The organism is Dyadobacter subterraneus (genome assembly GCF_015221875.1).
Classification (GTDB): domain Bacteria; phylum Bacteroidota; class Bacteroidia; order Cytophagales; family Spirosomataceae; genus Dyadobacter; species Dyadobacter subterraneus.
Window position 1 is genome coordinate 5,498,408 of the sequence record NZ_JACYGY010000001.1, and the last position, 13,601, is coordinate 5,512,008.

A 13,601-nucleotide genomic window follows, 5' to 3' on the forward strand; every position below is an offset into this window, starting at 1 on the left:
GAAATATATTGTTATTTATGAATGCCAAGCTCGACGCGCTTTTTCAGGAATTGATAAAAAATCCGGTTTTTATAGCCTGGGTACTTGAAGAAAGTCCGGATCTTGATGAATACTGGAAAAACTGGTCGGCGAATGATGCCTTAAAAAAAGAAGCATTGGAACAGGCAAGATTCAGCCTTTTGTCCATACAAAATGACACCCTCCCGATTACCGATGAACATATAGCTTACAAAGTTAGTCAGGCTTTGGAAATTGCAAAACGCAGAGAAAATGCCAATAAAACTTTGGAAGGCGATTTCAATTGGTTCCAATATAGCAGAGCCATCGCCGCGTCAGTTTTACTGCTGATCGCAGCAGGACTTTTTGTTTATCTAAAATATCACAACGAGAACATATTTATTGAAAATCAGCAGCAGCTTTCTTTGAATAAATCAGCTGAAACGGTTATTGAAGTCATCAATGAAAATAATTTAGTTCGGTATGTACAGTTGCCTGATGGCAGTTCGGTAGTACTCAGAAAAAATAGCCGGATTAGTTACAACAAAGAATTTGATAAGGATAAGCGGGTTGTTGTGCTTTCAGGAGAAGCGTTTTTCGAAGTCACAAAAGATCCTGAACGTCCATTTTTCGTTTATGCCAATGAACTGGTAACCAAAGTATTAGGTACAAGTTTTAGTATCAAAGCGGATAAAGATGACCAAAACGTACTGGTAGCTGTCAAAACCGGAAAAGTTTCAGTCTTTTCAAGTACTGATAAGCACTTGAAAGAATATCAGGATGGCAACAAGTTATCCGCGTTATTGTTGACCTGTAATCAGCAGGCGACTTTTGAAAGAGCGAAATCGCGTTTAATTAGATCGTCAGTAACAGGATCGCTGCTTTTGAAAATTCCGATAGAGAATCAAAAATTCACTTATAATGCCACGCCAGTTTCGGAGGTTTTTACATCACTTGAAAAAGCCTACGGAATTGATATTGAGTACAATGAACAAACGATGGCGCATTGCAGTATCACGGCAACACTTGGAGACGAACCGCTGGAAAATAAATTGAAATGGATTTGTGCGATACTGGAAGCAAACTATCAGGTGAGTGAAAACAAAATAAGTATTACCGGAAATTCTTGTCAATAATTCTTTAATCCTAAACTCCAGACTATTTGAAGACAAACAAAAAAGGTGAACGATGCGTCAACATCATTCACCCTGACTAAAATCCCCACCTATGTTGGCACTAAGATGAAGTCCCCCGAAAAGGGACCAGGGAATTATTTTGCTGATTTTTTAACAACCATCAAAACATTCAAAAGTATGAAAAAAACCTTACAATGGCCCCAATGCCTTTTTAAAATTATGAGAATCAGCCTCATACAATTGTTTATTGTTATACAGTTTTCCACCATGTCGTTTGCGATAGACAGTAATGCACAGGAAGTGCTTAACCGTCGCCTGACGATCAATCTAAAGGAACAGAAAATTGGCGTTGCTCTTGAAAAACTGGGAAAACTGTCGGGTGTAAATTTCATGTACAGCCCTGAACTGATCCAGTCGGAACGTAAGGTAAATCTGAATGCAAAGGATGAAAAACTGGAAGCGATTCTTGAAAATTTCCTTACGCCTTTAAAGGTAACTTACGAAGTTTCCGGAAAACAGATTTTACTGAAAAGAATTCCCGGAACAAAACCTTCTGTCCCTCAGATCGAAGGAATGGGAACATCGATCCAAACGATTAAATCAGCATTATTTTCTATCAAGGGAAAGGTTATTGACGCCACAGGAGCGACTGTTCCGGGTGCGACGATTGTGTTAAAAGGAAGTTCAAGTGTTGGAACCACAACGGATGGCGAGGGAAGTTTTTCTCTTGAATTGCCGGACGGAAGTACCACATTAGTTGTTTCTTCGATCGGTTTTTTGACACAGGAAATTAACATTGCCAACAAATCGATGATTGAAATCACACTTCAATCGGATGTAAAATCATTGAGCGAAGTTGTTGTTACGGGTTATTCTTCTCAATCAAAAAGAGATATTACCGGTGCTGTATCAACAGTTGATACAAAAGAATTGACAAAAGTTTCTGCTCCAAACGTTGCTCAGCAATTGCAGGGACGCGTTGCGGGTGTGACGGTTACTTCAAATAATTCACCAGGTGGTGAGGCGACGGTTCGTATCCGTGGATTTGGTACGGTTAACAACAACGATCCATTGTATGTAATCGATGGTGTTCCTACAAAAGGTGGTTTGAACAGCATCAACCCGAATAACATTGAATCGATGCAGGTTTTGAAAGATGCTTCTTCTGCTTCGATCTACGGTTCACGTGCTGCGAATGGTGTAATTATCATTACAACAAAAAAGGGAAAATCTGGTGCGCCACAGTTTTCTTTCAACAGCCGTTTCGGTGTACAAACCGGAAAAGTTGATTTGGGATTGATCATTGATCCACAACAATTTGGTGATCTTCTTTGGACCCAGCGCAGAAATGCAGGTGTTCTTACAAACGGAAATCCTTCGCATCAGCAATATGGTAATGGTGTTAATGCAGTCGTGCCGGATTATATTTTAGCTGGTTCTCAGTATGGTTTGTCCGAAGGAAATCCTGCTACAAATCCATCGCTCTACAATTACAACCGCACCGGTTTTTACCAGATCGTAAAAGCAAACAAAGAAGGTACGGACTGGGAGAAAGAAATTCTTCGTGATGCTGCCATTCAGGAATACAACATTGGCGCGACAGGTGGAAGCGAAACCGGCAGATACGCTCTTTCACTTAACTATTTCAAACAGGATGGTATTTTGAAAAATACTTCTTTCAACCGCTATTCTCTTCGTTCAAATACTGAGTTTTTGTTCAAAAAGAGAATTCGTTTTGGAGAAAATCTTGAAGTAAGTTATACTGAGAATAAAGGTTATTACAGCAATAACGGTACAGCAAGTACAACCAACAACCAGGATGGTAACCCGATCGGAAACGGATTCCGTATTCCTTCGATCATTCCGGTTTATGATATCATGGGCAAATTTGCTGCAACACGTGCGGCTGGTTTGGGACCAGCCACGAACCCGGTTGCTCAGTTATATCGTACAAAAGACAACCGTGTTAACACTTTCAGAACTTTCGGTAACGCTTACGTAGAAGTTGACGTACTAAAAGATCTTGTTGCGAAATCAAGTATCGGTGTCGATTTCACCCATGCTAACAGAACAGCGTATGTACTTCTGGATTTGGAAGAGGCAGAAATTGAATCGAATAACTCGCTGACAAATGCCTACGCATGGGACGTAAACTGGACCTGGTCAAATACGCTTAACTATACCAAAACTTTCGGAACGATTCACAAATTGAATGTTCTGGCAGGAACAGAGGCGATTAAAGGTACAGGAAAAGACTTTTCTGCAACCCGTACCACATTTTATTCGGAAGATCCTCAGTACATGTATTTAAGCGCAGGTTCTGCGGGTATTAACAACTCAGGAGCCGGTTATCAATGGTCACTTTTCTCCGTTTTTGGAAAAGTTAACTATGCTTTGAAAGACCGTTATTTACTGGAAGCAACGGTTCGTCGCGATGGTTCTTCGCGTTTTGGACAAAACAACCGTTATGGTACCTTTCCTGCATTCAGTGCAGGATGGCGTTTATCCGAAGAAGCTTTCATGAAAGGCACTACCTGGCTTGATGATTTGAAGTTGAGAGGTGGATGGGGACAAACAGGTAACCAGGAAATTGGTAACTACAACGGTTTCAGCACTTACCGTTCTACTTTGAACCAATCTTCTTACGCAATTGACGGATCTAACAGTTCTGTTCAGGCTGGTTTTGATACACAAGCATTTGGAAATCAGGATGCAAAATGGGAAACAACAACGCAGACGAACGTTGGTTTGGATGCAACTTTCCTGAAAGGAATGTTTGGTCTTAATCTTGATTTGTACAATCGTACTACTTCGGATATGTTGTATCAGGTTAGTTTGCCTGCTACACAAGGTGTTGCCACAATTCCTTTTGTAAACGTTGGAGAAATGAATAACAAAGGGATTGACCTTGCGATTGATTTTAATAATAAAGCATTGGATGGTCAGCTTACTTACTCGATCGGCGCTAACATTTCAGCTTACAAAAACAACGTAGTGAAATTGAACAACAGTGCTTCTGCTGTTCTTCTTGGACCAACAATTCGCAGTTATACATGGAGCCGCTCGGTTGCAGGAATGCCGCTATATTCTTTTTATGGTTTACAGATTGACGGGATTTACCAAAATCAGGCAGAAGTGGACGCCGGACCAACTTATCCAGGTTATGCCGCTGTTGGAAAATACAAATACCACGACACAAATGAAGACGGTGTGATTACAGATGCCGACAGAAAATTCCTTGGAAATCCTCATCCGGACTTCACATACGGTATCAACCTGAACCTTGGTTATAAAGGATTTGACCTTTCTGCATTCTTCCAGGGTGTGAAAGGAAACCAGATTTTGAACATGGTAAAACGCTGGACAGATTTCAATAATCAAGCAGGTAACAGAAGTCTTCGTATGCTGAATGATTCCTGGACACCGGAAAATCCTGATGCGGTATTGCCGATTCTGGATGCAAACGACAGCAGAAGTCAGCAGCCTTCAAGCTACTTTATTGAAGACGGTACGTATTTCAGAATGAAAAACCTGACCATCGGTTATACTTTCCCATCAAAAGCGTTGTCTAAACTTGGCTTGACAAGCGCAAGAATTTACGTGCAGGGACAAAACCTTTTCACCATTACAAAATACAGCGGAATTGATCCGGAAGTTACCTCGGTTGGATCAACTCCGGGAACTACTGTATTAGGCGTGGATCAGGGAAATTACCCAAGATCTAAAATGTATCAGGTTGGTCTCAACTTTGGATTTTAATCAAAACAAACCGACACGGATTTTTTAAATCAAAAAATATGAAAAAGAAAATTTTAGTATTGACAGCATTGGTTTGCATGGGAATAATGGATTCCTGTAAAGATAAATTCCTGGAAACTACACCACTTGGCGTAGGAAACGAAACCATGCTTGCAAATAAAACCGGTGTAAATGCAGTTTTGATCGGTGCTTACAGTTTATTGGACGGTGTAGGTTCCGGCGGAACATATTTTTCTGCTGTAAGTAACTGGATCTACGGAACTGTGGCATCTGATGATGGCTATAAAGGAAGTGATGTTGGTGACCTTGCTCAAATTACAACCATTGAAAAATATATCCAACAGGCTGACATTGGTGGTTTTAACGAAAAATGGGTGGCACTTTACGACGGTGTTTCGCGCTCAAATGATGTGTTGCGTCTGATCGGAAAAGCAACGGATATGACAGAGGCTGAAAAAACGCAGGCTACCGCAGAAGCAAGATTTCTTCGTGGCTGGTACCATTTTGAAGCTAAAAAAATGTGGAACATGGTTCCTTACGTTGATGAAACGGTAACGGATTACATCAACCTACCGAACGATAAAGATATCTGGCCAAACATCGAAGCAGATTTTCAGTTTGCTGTGGATAATATTTCTGCTACAAAAGCACAGGTTGGAAGAGCCAGCAAATGGTCTGCAAAAGCGATGCTTGCGAAAGTTCATATGTACCAAAGCGATTATACAGCAGCAAAACCTTTGCTTGTCGATATTATCTCAAACGGTCCTTTTTCATTGGTTGCCAATTATCATGACAATTTCAGAATTGCTACGGAAAACAACAGCGAATCCGTTTTTGAAGTACAAATGTCAGTAGCTGACGGTGGTAGTGGAGAAAATGGTAGCTGGGGTGATAACCTTAATTTTCCTTATGGCTCAGGTCCTGGCGGATGCTGCGGGTTTTATCAGCCTTCACAAAACCTTGTAAATGCATTTAAAACGGATGCAGCAGGTTTGCCACTTTTGGATACTTTCAACGATGTAGATGTAAAAAATGACGAAGGTTTAGCTTCAAGTGATCCTTTCACTCCGGAGACAGGAACTTTGGATCCAAGATTAGACTGGACAGTTGGTCGCCGTGGCTTGCCTTTCCTTAACTGGGGAATTCACCCGGGCAAAAACTGGATCCGTGATCAAAGTTTTGCAGGGCCTTATACGTTCAAGAAGTTTTTCGCTAACAGCGGTGATAACGCCGGTGCAGAATCTCCTCGCGCCAACGCAAACAATTATCGTGCGATCCGTTATGCTGATCTTCTTTTGATGCGTGCTGAAATTGCAGTAGAAGAAAACGATCTTCCAACAGCTTTGACCATCGTAAATCAGATCAGAACCCGCGCAGCTACGGAAGTTGTGAAAAAAGATGACGGAACGCCTGCTGCAAATTATCTGGTAAAACCATATACCGCTTTCGCAAGCCAGGATTATGCAAGAAAAGCAGTTCGTTTCGAACGTCGTCTTGAACTGGCAATGGAAGGTCACCGTCACTTTGACCTGGTTCGCTGGGGAAATGCGGATGTGGTTTTGAATGCTTATCTGGCGAAAGAAAAAATCAAAAGAACATATTTGAACGGAGCAGTTTTCAAAAAAGGAAGCAGTGAATATTTCCCGATTCCTCAGGCGCAAATTGATATCATGGGATCTAATGTCCTGAAACAAAATCCAAATTAAGCCAATTTGCCGGGTACGCCAAGTACCCGGCGAATTAATATAAACTATTCCTACCCTTAATTTATTTAAATCATAATGCGGAAATACTGATTGCCCGCAAAAAATTAAAGAGTATATCAATAATTTTCTTCCGTAGTTATGAAAGTGCGTTTCCTGTGGGAGCGCACTTTTTTAATTTTAGGCAAGAGAAAATTAATTATTGACCATAGTGACACTTTTGCAAAAATCCGTATCAAGGTTAGGATTTTTTAGCAAATTTGATGAAACATAGATTTTACTTCGATACATCTGTTTTTGGTGGGGTGTTTGATACTGAGTTTGAAAAGGAGTCATTAATTCTTTTCGAAAAAGTCAATTTGGGACAGATTCAATGTATCTATTCTGATTTGACGGAAAAAGAAATATCTAAGGCTCCGAAAAGAGTTAAGACGTTTTTTCTTGATTTAAAAGGAGATCAGAGACAATTGGTGAATGTCACACCAGAATCTTTTCAACTGGCACAGACCTATATAACAAAAAATGTTGTTGGACAGACAAGTTTAGATGATTGCATCCATATAGCCGTAGCAACTTTAAATAAGGTTGATGTTTTGGTGAGCTGGAACTTTAAGCACATAGTTAATGTCCATAGAATTTATGGATATAATTCTGTAAATTTACAATTAGGTTACCAAGCGCTTAGTATTTGTTCACCAAAAGATATAATAGGCAATGAAATCTACAAATGGTAAAACAAAAGAATTTGACACAGTCAAAACATTCAGAAAAATCAAGGACAAAATTTCAAATGATATAAAAAATATGTCTTATGAGGAATTTCGGGCATATTTGGATCAAACAAAATCAGCAGTTTTGACCAAAAATTAAAAATCCTTACGCCTCGAAGACCCCCGCACCACCAACTCCGTTTTCAACACCTTTTCATTAGGCAAAATCATCTCCTCTTCCGATTCAATCAATTGTAAAACCCACTGCGCGGATGTTTTACCGATTGCATTGGTTGGCTGTCTTATCGTAGTTAATCCCGGACCAATGTAGGCAGATTCCGGATTGTCACTGAAACCTACAACACCTAACTCATCCGGGATTCTGATTCCTTTTTCCAAAGCCATCAGCATAATTTCAATCGCAGAAGAATCATTTACTGCGAAAATTGCATCTGGCCGGTTTTCGAGATCCAATAAGTATTTCCCATAAATCCTCGCCTTTTGCTGCGAAAACATTCCCTGGATCACCATATTCTCTTCAATACTTTTGCCATACTTTTCCATAGCAGCGCGGTACCCACGCAAGCGTTCACGACTTACCAGCAAATTAAGCGGACCGCCCAAATGCGCTATGCGCTCGTAACCGTTTAATATCAAATGTTCCACAGCTAAAAAAGAACCTTCAAAATCATTTACAACCACTTTTGGAGCGGATACATAATCACAAACGCGGTTGAAAAGCACAAGAGGAATTCCTCTTTTCTCAAACACTTTCAGATGATCATAATTATTAGTTTCCTGCGTCAGGGAAATCAATAAACCGTCAATCCGGTTGGCAAGCATCGCTTTAGTATTGGAAACTTCAATCGGGTAAGATTCATTGGACTGCATAATGGTCAGATTGTACCCAGCCTCTGTCAAAAGCTCATGGGCACCAATGATAATATTTGGAAAAAATGAATTGGTGAATTCCGGCACGATCATACCTATCGTATTTGTCCGGCTTTTTACAAGATTATAAGCCAACTGATTTGGCTGATAATCAAGCAGCGCAGCCATTTCCAAAACCGCATTTCTGGTTTCAGGGCTAATATCAGCATGTCCATGCAGTGCCCTGGAAACCGTTGAATTTGAAACGCCGGTTGATCGGGCAATATCAATAATGGTAGTCTGGTGCCGTCGGCTATTTTTTCTGGGCGTGATTTGATCCGGATTTGAAAGCGTGAAAAAGTAATTGCAGTCTTTACAAACATAACGCTGTTTGTTCCGCACATAACCCGCTTTCATTATCGATCCGACTTCGGAGCACTTAGGACATGAGATCATTGTATTATTTCAATATATCACCAAACAATCATAGAATTCTCTTTCAAAGATATTAAAAATAACTTCTATAAAATTTTCATATAAAAAATAATCATAACCATATATCGGTAACGTATCCGCAAACGTTACCGATACTTTTTGTGATAATTCGTGATATTTCTGCGTTTTTTCGGCCTTGACAAAACTTTTTTGCTTCCTATATTCAAGTAATAATTCCGGTTTTCAATCAAAAAAGGCATTCTATCGAATCTTTTCAGATTTGGAAAACATTAGTTGAACACCTAAAAAAATTGAACTATTTCAATTTACGCTACTATCAAAACCCTTTTAACTATGCTCAAAAATTTATGTAAAATCACTTTCCTAATTCTCCTGGTCATAACCGCATCCGGGAAATTCCTGCATGCACAGGATGGGACTGTCAAAGGGAAAATTATTGACGAAACTGGTCAGCCTGTTCCTGGCGCAAGTGTTACTGTGAAAGGTTCACAGCAAGGAACACTTTCAAATGTCGATGGAACTTACTCATTAGCAGCCACTGCCCAGTCAACGCTGGTATTTTCATTTGTTGGTTATCTGAAAGAGGAAATACCTGTAAATAGTAAAACAACGATTGACATTACTTTAAAAGTTGACCAAAAAGCACTGGATGAAGTGGTCGTTGTAGGTTATGGAACACAGCGAAAAATAGAAACGACCGGTTCTATCGCTTCTGTAAAAGCATCAGATCTCGTACAAACTCCTGTTGTAAACCTAGCGCAGGGACTTCAATCACGTATTTCCGGTGTTCAGATTAATCAAAATTCAGGTTCGCCCGGTGGAAATATCAGTGTCAGAATTCGTGGAACTAACTCAATCAATGGAACCTCCGAACCACTTTATGTAATCGATGGAATCCAGATTTCCAATAGTGGCGGGATTACGGATGTAAGTCCGCTTTCAACCATAAACCCTAATGATATTGAATCGATTGAAATCCTGAAAGATGCTTCTTCATCAGCGATTTACGGTTCAAGAGCAGCAAACGGTGTTATATTGATCACAACAAAAAGAGGAAAAACAGGTGCAACGCGTGTAACCTATGACGGATATTACGGAAGCCAGAAAGTAAGAAAAACTTTACCTGTTTTAGACGCTACACAATTTGCACAGCTGGAAAATGAAGTTTTCAAAAACAATTATTACAAAGATCCAGCTTCACTTGGCAAAGGTGTAAACTGGCAGGATATTATTTTCAGAGAAGCGCCTATTCAAAATCACCAGCTTTCGATTAATGGTGGTTCAGAAAAAACACAAATGGCACTTTCCCTGAATTATTTCAATCAGGACGGTATCATCATCAATTCCAATTTCAAACGTTATTCTTACCGTCTGAATGTTGACCATAAAGTTAGTAAACGGGTAAAAATCGGTACCAGTATTCTTGGAAGCTTTAACGTTAATAATGGTGTTACAACTGGCTCAGAAACCGTTGGAGACGCGGGTGTCGTAACTAATTCGATTCTTGGATCTGCCATCGGCGCACCGCCAACTTTACAGCCTTATCACCCAGATGGCTCAATTTTCCCATTTGGAGAACAAGCCGCAGGACAATATCGTGAGGTGACAAATCCGTTGAATTTTGGTTCCATGCTGAACCGGACAGCAATCAATCGTACGTTGGTCAATCTTTATGGTGAAGTTTCTTTGTTCAAAGGATTATCCTACCGCGCATCTTTTAACGCTGATTTGCAAAGCAGCTTACAGGATCGATATTCTCCAAGATCCATCGTCGCAAAAAACGATTTAAATGATAATTCGGGTTCCGGATACAAAAGAAATGCAAATTCAAAATCGCTTTTGCATGAAAGTATTCTTACCTACGCCACGCAGCTTGCACCTAATCATTCCTTAAAAGCAACCGCACTTTTTGCAACGCAGATCGAATTATTTAATCAGAATTAAATAAGTGCGACCGGTTTCCCAAATGATGCCACAAGTAATGAAGCACTTCAACTTGCGTTAACCCGTACCGTTACCAGTACCCGTAACAGTTCGCGTCTTGATTCTTATATGGGCAGGGTTAATTACGGTTTTAAAGACAGACTTTTCGTAGATCTTACAGCGCGTGTCGACGGATCAAGCAAGTTTGGCGCTAATCATAAATATGGAGTTTTCCCGGCAGTATCCGCCGCTTACCGTTTGATTGAAGAACCGTTTATTAAAAATGTTTCCTGGCTTTCTGATCTGAAAATTCGTGGAAGTTATGGGATTACAGGAAATGCGGGTGGCCTCGTTCCCTATCAATCTTTGGCAACGGTTTCTGCCCAAGGTGCTGATTACAATTTTAACCACACTTATATAACCGGAATAAATCCATCCGGTATCTCAAATCCGGATTTAAGATGGGAAAAATCAAAACAGGCCAACGTTGGTATTGATGTAAGTTTATTGAATAACAGATTGAGTTTAATCGCTGATGTTTATAAAAAACGGACGGATGATTTATTGTATGTCAAAGCGTTACCGCTGAGTTCTGGCTACGCGAACATCACCGGAAATTTTGCTTCCCTTCAGAATAAAGGTCTGGAACTTGCGGCCAATGCCAGAATTCTTGATGGTGCTTTCACCTGGAACGTTTCAGGAAATATCACATTCAACCGTAACAAAGTTTTAGGACTGGACGGCGGACTTACCCAGGAAAGATTCATTACGGCTTATACGGTTTTGAAAGTTGGCCAACCGCTTGGTTTGATTAAAACCTATGTTTTTGACGGAATCAATCAAACCGGAGATGCGATCCTGCCCGGGTACGACGGACGACTTGGCGGACATAAAGTAAAAGATGTAAATGGCGATGGAAAAATTTCAGCTGACGATCAAGTCGTTACAGGCAATCCAAATCCTAAATTTATTTATGGTTTTTCAACCAATGCATCTTACAAACATTTTGACCTGAGCATATTCATTTCAGGTTCTCAGGGAAATGATATTTATAACGCCAGCCGACTTTCTTTTGAAAATCCAGGTGGAGGCAGAAATATGCTGGCAGGTTTGGCAGATCGTTGGACACCTACAAATCCTAACAACGAATATGCGAGCGCCTACGTCAGCGGACGTTTACCGGTGACCAATCATTTCGTTGAAAACGGATCTTACGTGCGGCTTAAAAACATTTCGCTGGGTTACACATTGCCGAAAATTAAGGGGATTCAACAGATCAGGATTTATGCCAGTGTCAACAATTTGCTGACGATTACGAAATACAGCGGCTTTGATCCCGAAGTGAATACCTATGCAGGTTCCAACACTGTCATTGGGGTAGACAACCTTGTCTATCCACAGGCAAAATCAATTCTGGGTGGTCTGCAAATCACGTTCTAAGCCATTATTTCCCTATTTAAAACTGAATTCGATATGAAACCTATGTTTCCATCATATATAAAATTATCCTCGGCCGGACTTGTCATAAGCATGTTTTTGTTCAATGCCTGCCAGCTCGACGAGACGATTTATTCCTCCATTTATACCGAAGATTTTTACAAAACTGCCGCAGATGCTGAAAAAGGTCTGGTTGCAGCGTACGATCCTTTGGCTGATATGTATTCCGGTCCGGCCGCAACGCTGGTACCAGATTTCAGCGACGACCAGACTTATCCACGTGGTGTTGTGGGTAGAAATACGTTGACACTTTTTACGTACGATGTCAATTACACAACCCAGAAAACAAATTCCCGGACAAATGAATCTCCGCAGCAAATCTGGTCCTCGGGTTATGATGGTATTGAAAAAGCAAACTGGATCATTGCAAAAGTTCCGGAAGCAACCATGGATGCAACCCGCCAGAAACAGATCATTGGTGAAGCCTATTTTTTGCGCGCGTTTTACCAATGGACTTTGACAAAAAACTTTGGTGACGTACCCATAAAAACAACGCCAAGTTACTCGCAGGAAGAAGCGATTGTGGGCAAAAGTCCAAAAGCGGATGTGTACAAACAAATTTACGCAGATCTTGACCAGGCGCTGACAGCCGGCCTTCCATCCTACCCGAATGTTGATAAAGGACGCCCTTCCAATGAAGTCGTAAACGCACTTTATGCAAAAGCTGCTTTGTATAATGAAGACTGGGCAAAGGCATTGGAAAAAGCAAAAGCAGTGATCAATTCCGGAAAATATTCCCTGATGCCGGATGTGCGTGATACTTATCGTTACGACAAAGAAGATGCTGCCCGCGCAGAAAATATGTGGGCATTTGAAGTGGATCCGCTAACACAAACACGGTCACATCAACTGACAAGTTTGATGGGCCCGACAGGAAGTGCTGCCCCGGAATATGCCAAAACATCTTACGGTTCCATGTTTGCCTATCAATCATTTTTCAATTCTTTCAATCCGATAGATAAGCGCAGATTGTTGCTTGACACAACATATATTGACAAAACCGGCAAGACGATTGCTCAAAAAAATATTACGCCGATAACAACGGATGCGGTTTTGATAAAGAAATATCAGGATCCGGTTTCTACGGTCGGGATGATTCCTAATATTCCAATTTTGCGCCTTGCCGATATGTACCTGATCGCTGCCGAAGCAGAAGCTAGATTGAACGGTGCAACTGGTGTCGCTTATGATTTTATCAATGTGATCAGAAAACGCGCCGGACTTCCTGACCTGGCAACGGGTCTTGGTAAGGATGCATTTATTGATGCAGTGATACAGGAGCGTGCCTGGGAGTTTTTTGCAGAAGGTGACCGCTGGTATGACTTAACACGAACAGGAAAATTCCTGACCGCAATTCCAAAAGCGGTAAATAGTGTATATCCTGTCCGCACGCCAACGGCAAAAAACAAATATTTCCCAATACCTCAGGACGAAATTTATGCGAATCCAAAACTGGTGCAAAATCCTGATTGGCAATAGTTTCAATGAGCAAATAATTCAAAACGAAATCAGAAAATCGTCAAAGTTTTCTGGTTTCGTTAACTGTAATT

General features: G+C 40.7%; 6 protein-coding genes and 1 pseudogene. 6 read left to right on the plus strand and 1 reads right to left on the minus strand.

What is annotated here, in order from left to right; genetic code table 11:
• Positions 1 to 17: 17 nt before the first annotated feature.
• From IEE83_RS23045 to IEE83_RS23060, 4 genes are all read left to right on the plus strand, one after another.
• A complete protein-coding gene (locus tag IEE83_RS23045) occupies positions 18 to 1,133 on the plus strand; it encodes a FecR family protein (protein ID WP_194122833.1) in 1,116 nt (371 codons plus the stop codon).
• A gap of 219 nt (positions 1,134 to 1,352) precedes the next feature.
• Entirely contained in the window at positions 1,353 to 4,892 is a 3,540-nt protein-coding gene (locus IEE83_RS23050) for a TonB-dependent receptor (protein ID WP_228101937.1), read from the plus strand.
• Between the two features lie 38 nt (positions 4,893 to 4,930).
• Positions 4,931 to 6,598, plus strand: a complete 1,668-nt coding sequence (locus IEE83_RS23055) for a RagB/SusD family nutrient uptake outer membrane protein (RefSeq protein ID WP_194122835.1) — start codon at positions 4,931 to 4,933, stop codon at positions 6,596 to 6,598.
• A gap of 260 nt (positions 6,599 to 6,858) precedes the next feature.
• Entirely contained in the window at positions 6,859 to 7,329 is a 471-nt protein-coding gene (locus IEE83_RS23060; protein WP_194122836.1) for a PIN domain-containing protein, read from the plus strand.
• 132 nt (positions 7,330 to 7,461) lie between these two features.
• Here the strand turns inward: IEE83_RS23060 and IEE83_RS23065 are convergent, their stop codons facing one another.
• Positions 7,462 to 8,631 carry a LacI family DNA-binding transcriptional regulator gene (locus IEE83_RS23065; protein WP_194122837.1) on the minus strand — a complete coding sequence of 390 codons (1,170 nt, stop codon included), beginning with the start codon at positions 8,629 to 8,631 and terminating at the stop codon, positions 7,462 to 7,464.
• A gap of 333 nt (positions 8,632 to 8,964) precedes the next feature.
• Here IEE83_RS23065 and IEE83_RS23070 point away from each other — a divergent pair.
• Together IEE83_RS23070 and IEE83_RS23075 are read left to right on the plus strand one after the other, a co-directional pair.
• A pseudogene (locus tag IEE83_RS23070) lies at positions 8,965 to 11,994 on the plus strand (SusC/RagA family TonB-linked outer membrane protein).
• 90 nt (positions 11,995 to 12,084) lie between these two features.
• The gene (locus IEE83_RS23075) at positions 12,085 to 13,530 is read left to right on the plus strand and encodes a RagB/SusD family nutrient uptake outer membrane protein (RefSeq protein ID WP_228102060.1); all 1,446 of its coding nucleotides are present in this window, start codon (positions 12,085 to 12,087) and stop codon (positions 13,528 to 13,530) included.
• The last annotated feature ends 71 nt before the right edge of the window (positions 13,531 to 13,601 follow it).